General features: G+C 66.8%; 15 protein-coding genes. 5 read left to right on the forward strand and 10 right to left on the reverse strand.

Going from position 1 to position 13,957, the window contains the following annotated elements:
• Positions 1–360: 360 nt before the first annotated feature.
• From ACTRWB_RS19565 to ACTRWB_RS19585, 5 genes are all read right to left on the reverse strand, one after another.
• Positions 361–1,287: a CysB family HTH-type transcriptional regulator gene (locus tag ACTRWB_RS19565; protein ID WP_048243814.1), complete on the reverse strand. Its 927-nt coding sequence runs from the start codon at positions 1,285–1,287 to the stop codon at positions 361–363.
• Positions 1,288–1,362: 75 nt separating this feature from the next.
• A complete protein-coding gene (locus tag ACTRWB_RS19570; RefSeq protein WP_129514493.1) occupies positions 1,363–2,421 on the reverse strand; it encodes a sulfate/molybdate ABC transporter ATP-binding protein in 1,059 nt (352 codons plus the stop codon).
• 13 nt (positions 2,422–2,434) lie between these two features.
• A complete protein-coding gene (gene cysW / locus ACTRWB_RS19575; RefSeq protein ID WP_412021897.1) occupies positions 2,435–3,385 on the reverse strand; it encodes a sulfate ABC transporter permease subunit CysW in 951 nt (316 codons plus the stop codon).
• Positions 3,382–4,275 carry a sulfate ABC transporter permease subunit CysT gene (cysT, locus tag ACTRWB_RS19580; RefSeq protein WP_193098299.1) on the reverse strand — a complete coding sequence of 298 codons (894 nt, stop codon included), beginning with the start codon at positions 4,273–4,275 and terminating at the stop codon, positions 3,382–3,384. The genes cysW and cysT overlap by 4 nt, the downstream gene beginning before the upstream one ends.
• A 120-nt stretch (positions 4,276–4,395) precedes the next feature.
• On the reverse strand, positions 4,396–5,433 hold the full coding sequence (locus ACTRWB_RS19585) for a sulfate ABC transporter substrate-binding protein (RefSeq protein ID WP_048243821.1): 1,038 nt from the start codon (positions 5,431–5,433) through the stop codon (positions 4,396–4,398).
• 264 nt (positions 5,434–5,697) lie between these two features.
• Here ACTRWB_RS19585 and lexA point away from each other — a divergent pair, with 264 nt between their 5' ends.
• From lexA to ACTRWB_RS19600, 3 genes are read left to right on the forward strand one after another with little or no spacing between them, the layout of a single operon-like run.
• Positions 5,698–6,345, forward strand: a complete 648-nt coding sequence (gene lexA, locus ACTRWB_RS19590; RefSeq protein ID WP_047900600.1) for a transcriptional repressor LexA — start codon at positions 5,698–5,700, stop codon at positions 6,343–6,345.
• A 25-nt stretch (positions 6,346–6,370) separates the two neighbouring features.
• Positions 6,371–6,706 carry a hypothetical protein gene (locus ACTRWB_RS19595; protein ID WP_048243823.1) on the forward strand — a complete coding sequence of 112 codons (336 nt, stop codon included), beginning with the start codon at positions 6,371–6,373 and terminating at the stop codon, positions 6,704–6,706.
• Positions 6,707–6,735: 29 nt separating this feature from the next.
• On the forward strand, positions 6,736–7,440 hold the full coding sequence (locus tag ACTRWB_RS19600; protein WP_446902949.1) for a DUF2939 domain-containing protein: 705 nt from the start codon (positions 6,736–6,738) through the stop codon (positions 7,438–7,440).
• Positions 7,441–7,527: 87 nt separating this feature from the next.
• Here the strand turns inward: ACTRWB_RS19600 and ACTRWB_RS19605 are convergent, their stop codons facing one another.
• The gene (locus ACTRWB_RS19605; RefSeq protein ID WP_129514489.1) at positions 7,528–8,025 is read right to left on the reverse strand and encodes a universal stress protein; all 498 of its coding nucleotides are present in this window, start codon (positions 8,023–8,025) and stop codon (positions 7,528–7,530) included.
• Between the two features lie 337 nt (positions 8,026–8,362).
• On the opposite strand from ACTRWB_RS19605, the gene nodI reads away from it, so the two are divergent.
• Both nodI and ACTRWB_RS19615 read left to right on the forward strand, forming a co-directional pair.
• Positions 8,363–9,277 (forward strand): nodulation factor ABC transporter ATP-binding protein NodI, encoded by a 915-nt coding sequence (gene nodI / locus ACTRWB_RS19610; RefSeq protein ID WP_343491408.1) that lies wholly within the window; start codon positions 8,363–8,365, stop codon positions 9,275–9,277.
• A gap of 6 nt (positions 9,278–9,283) precedes the next feature.
• A complete protein-coding gene (locus tag ACTRWB_RS19615) occupies positions 9,284–10,117 on the forward strand; it encodes an ABC transporter permease (RefSeq protein ID WP_048243831.1) in 834 nt (277 codons plus the stop codon).
• Between the two features lie 37 nt (positions 10,118–10,154).
• On the opposite strand, the gene ACTRWB_RS19620 is transcribed toward ACTRWB_RS19615, so the two are convergent.
• From ACTRWB_RS19620 to ACTRWB_RS19635, 4 genes are all read right to left on the reverse strand, one after another.
• Positions 10,155–10,577: a hypothetical protein gene (locus tag ACTRWB_RS19620; protein ID WP_048243832.1), complete on the reverse strand. Its 423-nt coding sequence runs from the start codon at positions 10,575–10,577 to the stop codon at positions 10,155–10,157.
• 101 nt (positions 10,578–10,678) lie between these two features.
• Positions 10,679–11,737: a permease gene (locus ACTRWB_RS19625; protein ID WP_048243834.1), complete on the reverse strand. Its 1,059-nt coding sequence runs from the start codon at positions 11,735–11,737 to the stop codon at positions 10,679–10,681.
• Positions 11,734–12,861 (reverse strand): tRNA 2-selenouridine(34) synthase MnmH, encoded by a 1,128-nt coding sequence (mnmH, locus tag ACTRWB_RS19630; RefSeq protein WP_419687330.1) that lies wholly within the window; start codon positions 12,859–12,861, stop codon positions 11,734–11,736. The genes ACTRWB_RS19625 and mnmH overlap by 4 nt, the downstream gene beginning before the upstream one ends.
• 64 nt (positions 12,862–12,925) lie before the next feature.
• Positions 12,926–13,879, reverse strand: coding sequence for a LysR family transcriptional regulator (locus ACTRWB_RS19635; protein WP_129514485.1), 954 nt, complete (start codon positions 13,877–13,879; stop codon positions 12,926–12,928).
• Positions 13,880–13,957: the final 78 nt, after the last annotated feature.

The following is a 13,957-nucleotide window of genomic DNA, read 5'->3' on the forward strand; positions in this document are numbered from 1 at the left end:
TTGTGCCGCGGGGGCCGGCCGGTCAGTCAGGATGACAGCCGTGGAGCGGCCCGAACGCCCGTCACCCGGCATTCAGGCGCATTGAATCATATCTTCCGAAGAGTAGCCCGTTCGACAGGGCCGAAACGAAGCGTTCGAATGTGCCGTCTTGTTTTTCTGCTGGCAGACGAACGCGTGTCGAGCGCCGCTCGCGACGCATCGGACTGGAAACCGCGACTGCGGTCGATGATTCGTTGAGTCGGTCAACCATGACAGCGACGGCGCATCCCCTGCTCCTGCCGCCGCCCTGTGCATGGCAGCCTGCGCGCACGTCGCGCCGTCCGCGGGCAACTTTCCCGGACGGCGCGCGGCGCGCCGCCGTCAGACGGCTTCGCGCAACATCCCCGCGATTTCCGCTTCGTTCAGGTGCGGCGCGAACATCTCGATCAGCCGGTACGCATACGCGCGCAGGAATGCGCCCTTGCGCAGCCCGACCCGCGTCGTGCTCGCCTCGAACAGATGCTGCGTATCGAGTTCGACAAGCCCGGTATCGCGCTGCGGATCGTAGGCCATCGCCGCGACGACGCCGATCCCCATCCCGAGTTCGACGTAGGTCTTGATCACGTCCGCGTCGATCGCGGTCAGCACGACGTCGGGCACGGCACCCGCCTGCGTGAACGCCTGGTCGATATGCGAGCGGCCCGTGAAGTCCTGGTCGTACGTGATGATCGGGTATTCGGCGATTTCCTCGAGCGTCAGGTTCTCACGGCCGACGAGCGGATGGCCCTTCGGCACAACGACCGTGTGATGCCACGAATAGCACGGGAACGTGACGATGTCCGGATAGCGGTCGAGTGCCTCGGTCGAGATGCCGAGATCGGCCTCGCCGTTCAGGATCATCTGCGCGATCTGCTGCGGGCTGCCCTGACGCAGCGCGAGATGCACCTTCGGGAACACGTCGGTGAACTGCCGGATCACCTTCGGCAGCGCGTAGCGCGCCTGCGTGTGCGTCGTCGCGACGACGAGGTGGCCGCTGTCCTGGTCGGCGAACTGGCGTGCGACGCGGCGCAGGTTCTCGGCGTCGAGCAGCATCCGCTCGATCAGCTGGTGCACGGCCTTGCCGGGCTCCGTGAGCCCCGTCAGCCGCTTGCCGCGCCGGATGAAGATGTCGACGCCCAGTTCATCCTCGAGATCCTTGATCTGCTTCGACACGCCCGACTGCGACGTGTACAGCACGTTCGCGACTTCCGTCAGGTTCATGTTCTGGCGCACCGCTTCGCGCACGAACCGCAATTGCTGAAAATTCATGGGTATGCCTCTTAGGCTGTCGTTGTTTGATTGTCGAATCGGAGCGGTTTCCGCCCTCTGCCCAGCATTCTCTCGTCAACGCGCGGGAAACACACGCACCGCGCGCGGCACGGCCGTCGCACCGTCGCCGACCTGCAGCGAAAGCGCACGCCACGCGTCGCGATCGAGTTCCGCCTCGAGCGCGCCGCCCGCGCGCGCCTCGAGCTCCACGCGCACCGAACCGCCGAGCGGGATCACACGGCGCACGTCCACCGCGATGCCGTCGCGGTGCCCTTCGCCCGTCGGCCAAAGCTGCAGGTCGTGCGGTCGCACGTACGCGTTCGCGGGGCCCGCGAAATCGGCATCGACCTCGATCGGCGCGGCCGCGCCCTCGGCGACGAAGCCGCGCCCGGCGACCGTGCCCGGCAGCCGGTTGGCAGCGCCGAGGAACTCGTACACGAACGCGCTCTGCGGATGATCGTAGACGTCCTGCGGGCTACCGACCTGCTCGACGTGGCCGCGGTTCAGCACGACGATGCGGTCCGCGACTTCCAGCGCCTCCTCCTGGTCGTGCGTGACGAAGATCGTCGAGATGTGCAGGTCGTCGTGCAGACGACGCAGCCAGCCGCGCAGTTCCTTGCGGACCTTCGCGTCGAGCGCGCCGAACGGTTCGTCGAGCAGCAGCACCTTCGGCTCGACCGCGAGCGCGCGGGCGAGCGCGATGCGCTGGCGCTGGCCGCCCGACAGTTCGGACGGATAGCGCTGCGCGAGCCAGTCGAGCTGCACGAGCTTCAGCAGGTCGTGCACCTTGTCGCGAATCGCGGCTTCCGACGGCCGCTCGCGGCGCGGCTTCACGCGCAGCCCGAACGCGACGTTCTCGAATACCGTCATGTGGCGGAACAGCGCGTAATGCTGGAACACGAAACCGACCTGACGGTCGCGCGCGCCGACCGACGCGACGTCGAGCCCCTGCAGCACGACCTGGCCGGCGTCCGCGTGCTCGAGGCCCGCGATCACGCGCAGCAGCGTGGTCTTGCCGCAGCCGGACGGCCCGAGCAGCGCGACCAGTTCGCCGGGCGGGAAGTCGAGCGAGACGTTGTCGAGCGCCGTGAAATCGCCGAAGCGCTTCTGAAGATTACGGACGGTGATGCCCATTCTGGTTGCCTCTTTACGATTTCGACGAAACGGCGGCGACGGGGCCGGCATGTGCGGGAACGGCGTCGCGCGCGCCGGCAAGTTCGGCGGCGAGATGACGCTCGGCGAGCAGCTTCAGCGCGAGCGTGACGAGCGCGAGCAGCGCCAGCACCGACGCCACCGCGAACGCCGCCGCGAAGTTGTATTCGTTGTACAGGATCTCGACGTGCAGCGGCATCGTGTCGGTCACGCCGCGGATATGGCCCGACACGACCGACACCGCACCGAACTCGCCCATCGCGCGCGCATTGCACAGGATCACGCCGTACAGCAGGCCCCACCGCACGTTCGGCAGCGTCACGCGACGGAAGATCTGCCAGCCCGACGCGCCAAGCACGCGCGCGGCCTCTTCCTCGTCGGTGCCTTGCGCCTGCATCAGCGGAATCAGCTCGCGCGCGACGAACGGAAACGTGACGAAGATCGTCGCGAGCACGATGCCCGGCACCGCGAAGATGATCTGCACGTCGTGGTCCTGCAGCCACGGCCCGATCCAGCCCTGCGCGCCGAACAGCAGCACGTAGACGAGGCCCGAGATCACCGGCGACACGGAGAACGGCAGGTCGATCAGCGTCGTCAGCAACGCCTTGCCGCGGAATTCGAACTTCGCGATCGCCCACGATGCGCACACGCCGAACACGAGGTTCAGCGGCACGGCGATCGCGGCGACGGTCAGCGTCAGCTTGATCGCCGCCCAGGCATCGGGATCGGCCAGCGATTCGAGGTAGAAGCCGACGCCCTTTCTCAGCGCCTCGACGAACACCGCGGCGAGCGGCACGACGAGGAAGAACGCGAGGAACGCCAGCGCGATGCCCGTGAGCAGCCAGCGCACGACGCGCGACTCGCTGACGGGGTCGAGCCGCTTCGCGGCGCGCCCGCGCGCGGCCGACGACGGGGTTTTCAGCACGACGGTGGCCTCCTGATTCATTGCTGGCCTCCTGCTGCGGTTGCGACGACGGTCGCGGGCGCGGGGCCGCTCGCGCCCTTGCTCGTGCGACGCTGCAAATACCATTGCAACGTGTTGATCAGCAGCAGCATCAGGAACGACACGACCAGCATCACGACCGCGAGCGCGGTCGCGCCCGCGTAGTCGTACTGTTCGAGCTTCGTGATGATGAGCAGCGACGTGATCTCGGATTTCATCGGCACGTTGCCGGCGATGAAGATCACCGAGCCGTATTCGCCGAGCGCGCGCGCGAACGCCAGCGCGAAACCGGTGAGCAGCGCCGGCAGCACGGCCGGCAGCACGACGCGGCGGAACGTCAGCCAGCGCGACGCGCCGAGGCACGCGGCGGCCTCTTCCTGCTCGCGCTCGAAATCCTCGAGCACCGGCTGCACGGTGCGCACGACGAACGGCAGCCCGATGAAGGTCAGCGCGACCAGCACGCCGGCCGGCGTGAACGCGATCTTGATGCCGAGCGGCGCGAGATACTGGCCGACCCAGCCGTTGGTCGCATAGACGGCCGCGAGCGAGATGCCGGCGACCGAGGTCGGCAGCGCGAACGGCAGGTCGACGATCGCATCGACGATCCGCTTGAACGGGAACGTGTAGCGCACGAGCACCCACGCGACGAGGAAGCCGAACACGGCGTTGATCAGCGCGCCGCCGAGCGCGGCCGAGAACGTCAGCCGGTACGACGCGAGCACGCGCGGCGACGTGACGGCGGTGACGAACTGGTCCCACGACAGCGTCGCGGTCTTCAGGAACGTGGCGGCGAGCGGAATCAGCACCACGAGGCTCAAATAGGCCACCGTGATGCCTAGCGTCACGCCGAAACCGGGCAGCGCGCTCGGCTTGCGAAAGGTGTACGTCGTCATCGGATGCTCTTGCTGGGTCGTTGCTGCTCATGGGTCCGACGCAAACGCCGGCGCATGAATCGCGCCGGCGGCCCGTCGGGGATGCGGCGCACTGCGTGGCGCACCGCTGTCGTTATGGCGTTACTGCGGCTTGTAGATCGAATCGAACACGCCGCCGTCCGCGAAATGCGTCTTCTGCGCATTCGTCCAGCCGCCGAACGTGTCGTCGACCGTGTACAGCTTCAGCTTCGGGAACTGCTTCGTCAGTTCGGCCGGCACGTTCTTCGAACGCGGCCGGTAGTAGTTGCGCGCCGCGATCTCCTGGCCCTGCGGGCTGTACAGGAAATTCAGGTACGCGTCGGCCAGCTTGCGCGTGCCCTTCTTGTCGACCACCTTGTCGACCACCGCGACGGGCGGCTCGGCCAGGATGCTCACCGACGGCACGACGATCTCGAACTTGTCGGTGCCGAATTCCTTGACCGACAGGAATGCCTCGTTTTCCCATGCGATCAGCACGTCGCCGATCCCGCGCTGCACGAAGCTCGTCGTCGCGCCTCGCGCGCCCGAATCGAGCACGCCCGCATTCTTGTAGAGCTTCGTGACGAATTCCTTCGCCGTCTGCTCGTTGCCGCCCGGCTTGTGCAGCGCGTACGCCCACGCGGCCAGGTAGTTCCAGCGCGCGCCGCCCGACGTCTTCGGGTTCGGCGTGACGATCGAGATGCCCGGCTTGGTCAGGTCGTCCCAGTCCTTGATCCCCTTCGGATTGCCCTTGCGCACGAGGAACACGATCGTCGACGTGTACGGCGAAGCGTTGTCGGGCAGGCGCTTCTGCCAGTCCTTGTTGACGAGCCCCTTGTTCGCGAGCGCGTCGATGTCGTAAGCGAGCGCCAGCGTGACGACGTCGGCCTGCAGGCCGTCGAGCACCGATCGAGCCTGCGCGCCCGAGCCGCCGTGCGACTGCTTGAAGTTGACGGTCTCGCCCGTCTTCGCCTTCCACTCCTTGCCGAACGCCTGGTTGAAGTCCTGATACAGCTCGCGCGTCGGGTCGTACGACACGTTCAGGAAGGTCGTATCGGCCTGGGCATGCGTCGCGACGCCCAGCGCCGCCGCCGCGCCCAGCGCGAGTGTTGCGATCAGGCGGCCCACCCCGCCCACCAGCCCCGTATTGCGCTTCGCCATCCTTGGTTCTCCAGTGTTGTCGGTATTGCGATGTCGGGCCAGTCTAGCGAACGGGTTACATGATTAAAAATAATCGTTCTTCATTTTTTAATACTCAAAAGTGCTAACGCAGACGGGATGGACGGTTGCGGCGGATAAACCGGCGTCCGGACGTCGCGGAATCGCGTCGGAACCGGCGCGATCGCGTCGAACCTCACGTAACACTTGAATTTCGCGAAGTACTGTATAAAAATACAGCTCACTGTCTATCCATACAGTTGAGCCATGACCAAACTCACCGCCCGTCAGCAGCAAGTGTTCGACTTGATCCGTCGCGCGATCGAACGCTCCGGATTCCCGCCCACCCGCGCCGAGATCGCGGCCGAACTGGGCTTCAGCTCGCCGAATGCGGCCGAGGAGCACCTGCGCGCACTGGCGCGCAAGGGCGTGATCGAGTTGGCCGCCGGCGCGTCGCGCGGCATCCGCCTGCTCGGCCTCGAAGATTCCCCGCACCAGTTCACGCTGCCGCATGCCGGCCTGATGCAGCTGTCGCTGCCGCTCGTCGGCCGCGTCGCGGCCGGTAGCCCGATCCTCGCGCAGGAGCACATCTCGCAGCATTACGCGTGCGATCCCGCGCTGTTCTCCAGCAAGCCCGACTACCTGCTGAAGGTGCGCGGCCTGTCGATGCGCGACGCCGGCATTCTCGACGGCGACCTGCTCGCCGTGCAGAAGCGCACCGAAGCGAAGGACGGCCAGATCATCGTCGCGCGTCTCGGCGACGACGTCACGGTCAAGCGCCTGATGCGCCGGCCGGGCGGTCTCGAGCTGATCGCGGAGAACCCCGATTACGAAAACATCTTCGTCAAGGCCGGCAGCGCGGAATTCGCGCTGGAAGGCATCGCCGTCGGGCTGATCCGATCCGGCGAACTCTGACATTCCGTCTCGTTAGGAGAACATCATGGAACGCCTTGCCCGCCTGCTGCCTTTCCGTCAATTCGGTCGCCTGCGTCATCTGCGCGGCCGCACGCCTTGCGCACCGCTGTCCGCGGCGGCGCCTGTGGAAGAAGAAGTCGCAGTCGAACGGCAGGCGTCGCTGCTGCCGTCAGCGCTGCCCGCCTTCGCGCGGGTATCGCTGAACGCCGGTCTGAATCACGCGGAACCCGCGCGCCGCGCGCCGGTGCGCGTCTATCACGGCCGTTCGCGCCTGATCATGGTCGGCACGATCGATGCCGTGTGCCGGATGATCGATCGCTGCATCGCCGAGGAACGATCGGCCACGCCAGGCGGTCTCTGATTGCGGAACATCCCCGCACCGGAGGCAACGTGACTGGATCTTCGGGCCGCGCATGGCGGCTCAAGCCCCTGCTGATCGCCGTGCTGGCCGTCGCCGTCATTGCGGCGATCGGCTATGCATACGCGTCGCCGTACGTCGCGCTCGGCCGCCTGAAATCGGCGATCGACGCGCGCGATGCGCAGGCCATCAGTGAATATGTCGATTTTCCGTCGCTGCGCATCAGTCTGAAGCAGCAGGTCACGGAAGAGTTGATGCGCCGGATCGACGCGGTGAAGAAGGACAATCCGTTCGCGGTGATCGGTGCGCTGATCGGGTCTGCGCTGATCGGCCCGCTGGTCGATGCATACGCAACCCCGGAGGGCGTGGCCGCGCTGATGAGCGGCTTGCCGCCGCGCGGCAATCCAGGCGAGCGTCCGCCCGAATGGTCGAATCTGCCGCAAGGCAATGCACCGGCCGCACCGCCGGCCAATCCGGCTCCGGCGAGCGCAGCCGTTCCGGGCAGCAACGCGGCCACTGCGGCTGCGTCATCGCCGGCACCGGCCCCTGCCGCACCGGCCAGCCCGGGCGATGCAACCCATCCGCCGCACCAGCAGCAAACCAGTGCCGGCTACCGGAATGTCGACGAATTCGTCGTGACCTATCAGCGAAGCGCCGACGGCACCCGCTATGCGGCGATATTCCACCGCTTCGGCCTGTTCTCGTGGAAGCTGTCCGCGATCGACCTGCATGCGTAGCCGGCCGCGGTCGACGCCCGCGCCGCTGATACGGCGCGGCGCCTGGCCGGCGCAAATCGCCGGTCAGGCCGTCGTCAAGTCATCAGATCATTTGCCGCTCGCCGTAGCCGCTTCACGCTCGCGCGCGATTTCGGCCTTCTGCTCTTGCGCGGACGAGCACGCAACCAGAATGCTGCAGTTCACACGGTCGAGCAGTTGCGTATTGCCCGACCCCATCCACCATCTCGACAGCCCGCTACGGCACCGGTGGCCGACGACGACGAGGTCAACCTTCAGTTCCGTCGCGAGATTCGCGATTTCGTCGATCGGATAGCCGAACGCGAAATGGCCTTCGGCCTGTACGCCGCGCTCGCGCAGCCAGTTCACGCCTTCCTGCAGGATTTCGCGCGCGGTTTCCTCGAATCGGCCACACGCGACGTCGGTCAGCAAACCCGCGCTTTGTGCAATGCTCGAACGCATGTCGACGACCGACAGCAAATGCGTCTCGGCCTTCAGGTCCATTGCGAGATTGGCACCGCAACGCAGTGCCTTGCGCCCTTCGAGCGAGCCGTCGTAACACAGCAAAATCTTGTTGTAGCTAGCCATGAAACCTCCCTATCGCGACAACGAGCCTACGCATTCATCATGGTGCGCCGCAATTCAGGACGCAAGGGATGGAAAACGCTGATTCGCCCCGCTCGGCGCGTGCGCGATGATGCAGTGCACGATCGGTGCGCGCATGCATCGCACCGTGCAGGCATGCCCTGAAGAGACGCAGTCGATGCACTAGAATGGCCCGTTCGTACTCCGGCGGGCCATCAGGCGTCGGCCTCGTGCGCTTCGGTCATGCCCATGTGACACGCATTCGCCCGATCCGTTCGCAAACCGGCCACGCAGCCGACAGCGGAACGCCGGTGCGCCCGCTCACAATGACAACATGCCCATGTCCGTCGCACCGATCGATTTACGGAACGTAGAGAAGCGCTATGGCGACAAGCTCGTCGTCAACGGTCTGTCCTTCAACGTGCAGGCCGGCGAATGCTACGGCCTGCTCGGGCCGAACGGCGCCGGCAAGACCACGACGCTGAAGATGCTGCTCGGCCTCGCGCATCCCGATGCCGGCACCATTTCGCTGTGCGGCGAACCGGTTCCATCCCGTGCACGGCATGCGCGCCAGCGCGTCGGTGTCGTCCCGCAGTTCGACAATCTCGACCCCGACTTCACCGTGCGCGAGAACCTGCTCGTGTTCAGCCGCTATTTCGGAATGTCCGCGCAGGATGCCCGTGCGCTCGTGCGGCCGCTGCTCGAATTCGCGAAACTCGAGAACAAGGCCGATGCGAAAGTCGGCGAGCTGTCGGGCGGCATGAAGCGCCGCCTCACGCTCGCCCGCGCGCTCGTCAACGATCCCGACGTGCTGGTGCTCGACGAGCCGACGACCGGCCTCGATCCGCAGGCGCGGCACCTGATGTGGGAGCGGCTGCGCTCGCTGCTCGCGCGCGGCAAGACGATCCTGATCACCACGCATTTCATGGAAGAAGCCGAACGTCTGTGCGACCGCCTGTGCGTGATCGAGGAAGGCCGCAAGATCGCCGAAGGCGCGCCGCACGCGCTGATCGAATCGGAGATCGGCTGCGACGTGATCGAGATCTACGGGCCCGATCCGGCCATCCTGCGCGACGAGCTGTCGGCGTTCGCGAAGCGCACCGAGATCAGCGGCGAGACGCTGTTCTGCTACGTGAGCGACCCCGAGCCGCTCAGCGCGCGGCTCAAGGGTCGCCCGGGGTTGCGCTATCTGCATCGCCCGGCCAATCTGGAAGATGTGTTCCTGCGGCTCACCGGCCGCGAAATGCAGGACTGAGCGACCATGGACGTCCGCAACTATTCCGCCGCCGCACCGTCGGCACCGCCGCGCGAGTCGCGCTTCGCGATCGCGATGCCCGCGAACGCAACCAACTGGGTTGCCGTCTGGCGGCGCAACTATCTCGTCTGGCGCAAGCTCGCGCTCGCGTCGATGTTCGGCAATCTTGCCGATCCGATGATCTATCTGTTCGGGCTCGGTTTCGGGCTCGGCCTGATGCTCGGCCATGTCGACGGCGTGTCGTATATCGCGTTCCTCGCGGCCGGCACGGTCGGGTCGAGCGTGATGATGTCCGCGAGCTTCGAGTCGATGTATTCGGGCTTTTCGCGCATGCACGTGCAGCGCACCTGGGAAGCGATCATGCATACGCCGCTCGCGCTCGGCGACATCGTGCTCGGTGAGATCGTCTGGGGTGCCAGCAAGGCGATGCTGTCGGGTGTCGCGATCATGCTCGTCGCGGGGGCGCTCGGTTATGCGCGGTTTCCGTCGATGCTCGCGGCGCTGCCCGTGATCGCGCTCGCGGGCCTCGCGTTTGCGAGCATCGCGATGATCGTCACGGCGCTCGCGCCGTCCTACGATTTCTTCATGTTCTATCAGACGCTCGTGCTGACGCCGATGCTGCTGCTGTCCGGGGTGTTCTTCCCGATCACGCAGTTGCCGCCGATCGCGCAGCATGCGGCGCATGCGCTGCCGCTCGCGAACGCGGTCGAGCTGATCCGGCCCGCGATGCTCGGCCGGCCGGCGACGGACGTCGCGTTGCATATCGCGGTGCTCGCCGGCTACGCGGTCGGCGGATTCCTGCTGTCCGCGTGGCTGTTCCGGCGGCGGATGATGCGCTGACAGCCGGCGCGCGGTGCGCCGGCTTCACACGACGACGTCACTCGTCGTCGTCGCTCCACGGGATCTCGACGTCGGTCAGGAACGCGACGGTCGCGAGCGGGCCGCCTTCCTGGCGGCCGAGCTTGCCGTCCGCGCGATGCCATTCGACGCGGAATTGCGTGCCCGGATCGTCGGCAACCAGATAGACCGTGCGCAGTTCGTCCGCGTCGGCTTCGTCCACCGGGCCGTCGAACGACACCAGCATCTTCTGCGGCCACAGCCCGTTGACGGGATCGTAAATGCGGTCGCCCTGCGGAATGTCGATGCTGGCTTCGACGCCGATCGTTGAAGAGGCTTCGATGATCATCGTGCCGAGCGCGTTCAGCACGGCAGTTGCCCGCGCGGAATTGGCCTGGCGGATCGCGAGATCGCCGCGCGTCAGCGCCTTTTCGAGTCGAGGATGGATCTTCGGTTGGGTCATGCGTTTTCCTGTTTGCTTCTTGTAAAGGGCGCCGCACGCGTGAAGCGGCGACGCCGGATGAATACGACGTTCGCGCCCGATCGGCGCATCGCTTGCGCGCGTCAGAACCCGAACGCGACCGCGAGCAGTCCGCTCGCGATCCCGAACACGACGACGAGGACCGCGACGATCGCCAGCATGTAAGGCTTGAACGACCGCGCGAGCATCGCGAGCGACGGCACGCTGATCGGCGGCAGCGTCATCAGCAGCGCGGCGGCCGGGCCGACGCCCATGCCGAGCGACAGCATCGCCTGGATGATCGGCACCTCGCCGGCCGTCGGGATCACGAACAGCATGCCCGCGACCGCGAACGCGACGATCCAGCCGAGATGATTGCCGATGTCCGGGCCGATATGCGGGAACAGCCATGCGCGCGCGGCGCCGAGCAGCAGCACGAGCACGATGTACTCGGGCACGAGGCGCACGGCCATGCGGGCAAGCAGCTTCACCCAGCGGACGAACGGATTGCCGGCCGCGGCCTGCTCGGCCGCCAGTGCGGCGAGCTGCGCATCGTCGATGCTGCGGTCTTCGGGACGCGCAATGCGGTTCAGCAGATAGCCGATCCCGAACACCATCGCGATGCCAAGCACGAGACGCAGCGCGCTCCAGTGCCAGCCGAGCACGAAGCCCATGAACACCAGCGCCGCTGGGTTCAGCACCGTGTTGCCGAGCCAGAACGCAACCGCACCGCCCGGCGATGCATGGCGCGCACGCAGGCCCGCGACGACCGGTGCCGCGCAGCACGTGCACATCATCCCGGGCAGCGACAGCAGGCCGCCCGCGGCGACGCTGCCGAAGCCCGTGCGGCCGAGCACGCGCGCAACCCAGTGCGCGGGCAGCAGCGCCTGAACGGCCGAACCGAGCAGCAGGCCGAGCACCATCGCCTGCCAGATCGCCTTGCCGTACGCCCATGCGTAGTCGAGCGCGGCCTTCAGCGACGGCTCGGGCGCGACCGCCGACGTGCCCATCAGGATCGACTGGCCGATCGAATGATGCTCGGCGGCAACGAACGCCTTGTTGTAGTACGGGAACCATTTCACATAGAACAGCCCTGCGACCGCGATCAGCAGGAAGGTCATCCAGCCGAGGGCCGGATTGGGTTGGGTGCGTGTGGTCGTCATCGTGTGGTCGTCGATTTGTCTTTGTCGGTAACGGATTCCGCGCCTGCCGCCAGCGCGGCCGACGCGGGCAGCCCGGCCAGCGCGAGCTGGGCCAGCAGCGAATGCGCCTGATCGCGCACGTCGGCCGCGTTGGGCCGGAAAGCGAACGTCAACGCCCGGTTCGGCTTGTTGTACGTTGCGCGGTACGTGCGCGCATACGCGGGATCGTAATGCTTGTCGATCAGCGTCGTGAACAGTTCGGCCCGCGCGTTCGCATCGATCAGCGCATTCCAGTGCGCCACCTCTTCGCGGCTGTGCAGGCCGATCAGCCGATGGAGTTGCGCCTTGAACGCCACCGGTGCGTCGAACAGGTGGGCGTAATCGTCGAGCAGGAATGCGATGCGCTCGTCATGTGCCGCTTCGACCTGCACCCACGGCCCCGCGTGAAACGCGTCGATCAACGCGATCGGCAACTGCACGAGCCCGATCTTGCGGCTTTCCGATTCGACGAACACCGGCCATTCGGGGTCGAAACACCCAAGCGTTTCGACGAGCCCCGAATCGAACCCCTTTTGCGACGGCTGCGGCCTGCCCGGCAGCGCGCCGAGCAGCGAACCGCGATGGCACGCGAGCGCCTCGAGATCGAGCGTCTGCGCGCCCGCGTCGCGCAGCGCGTTCAGCAGGCGCGTCTTGCCGCAGCCCGTATGGCCGACGAGCGCGATGTAGCGAAAGCGCGTCGGCAGCGTGTCGAGCGTCGCGCACACCGAGCGGCGATACGCCTTGTATCCGCCGTCGAGCTGGCGTGCCTGCCAGCCGATCAGGTTGAACCAGGTCGTCATCGAGCCCGAGCGCTTGCCGCCGCGCCAGCAGTAGATCAGCGGCCGCCAGTTGCGCGGACGGTCGGCGAACGTCGTGTCGAGATGGCGTGCGATGTTGCGCGCCACGATCGCCGCGCCGACGCGCGTCGCCTCGTAGGGCGACACCTGGCGGTACATCGTGCCGACGAGCACGCGCTCTTCGTTGCTGAGCACGGGCGCGTTCAGTGCGCCGGGAATATGGTCCTCGGCGAACTCGAGCGGCGTGCGCACGTCGATGATCTCGTCGAACTCGCCGACGCGATCGAGGGTGACAATCAGGTTCTTCAATTTGGCGTCGAACAGGGGCGATGCGGCTCGATGAGCCGCATGGGCGCGGAAGGCGGATTGACGATTATCTCACGGGCCGGCGTCTCGGGCCGCGCGCGGCGGCCGGCGGCGGCGATGCGGCCTGCATCGCGTCGATCAGATGGTCGCGAAACGCCCGTACCGACGCGGGCAGATCGCGCCCCGCCATCGTCTGCACCTGGATGCTGCGCTCTCGCAACTGCGGGTTCGTCACCGGCACGACGACGAAGCCGTCCGCGTCGCAGCGGTCGCGCACCGACAGCAGCCCCGTGAACATCACGGCGCCGGTGCGCCGCGCGTAGCCGTACATCGCCGCCGTGTTGTTGCTCGTCAGTTCGGGCTCGAGCAATAGCCCGTCGAGCGCGCACGCGATGTCGATCAGCTGGCGCACCGTCGTGCCGGCCTCGGGCAGCACGTGCGGGTGACGCGCGACATCGGCGAGCGACACCGCGTCGCGCGTCGCGAGCGGATGGTCGTGCCGCACCAGCGCGAAGATCGGCGCGCGTTCGGTGTGCTCGACGCGCACGCCCTTCTCCGGCGCGAGGCTGAAGGTCAGTGCGACGTCCGCATCGCCATCGCGCACGCGCCGCGTCGCGTCCGCCGGCGACACGACCCACACGGTGAAATCGACGCCCGGGTGGCGTGCCTTGAAGCTCGCGAGCGCGCCGGGCAGGAAATCGATCGCGAACCCTTCCGAGCATGCGATCTTCAGCAGGCTGCCGTGCAGCGCATCGAGCCCGCCGATGTCCTTCATCACGTGCTCGGCCTCCAGCAGGCTGCGCTGCGCGAACGCCAGCAGCCGCTCGCCGGCCTCCGACAGTGCCATCCCGCGCGGCCGGCGCTCGAACAACGGCGCGCCGAGCTCGCTCTCGAGCTTCGCGATCTGGCGGCTGATCGCCGACACGGCCACGTGCAGCCGCGCGGATGCGTCGCTGATCGAGCCGGTGCGCGCCACTTCGACGAAATACCGCAACGCGAGGCCGTGCAGGAAAGCCGCCATCGTTCTGTCTCCGTGCCGCTCCCGGCTGCGCTGCTTTGCCTTTTCGGCAAAGAAAGGTTCGAAATTCGATCATTGTGA

This window comes from Burkholderia sp. YIM B11467, assembly GCF_052952715.1.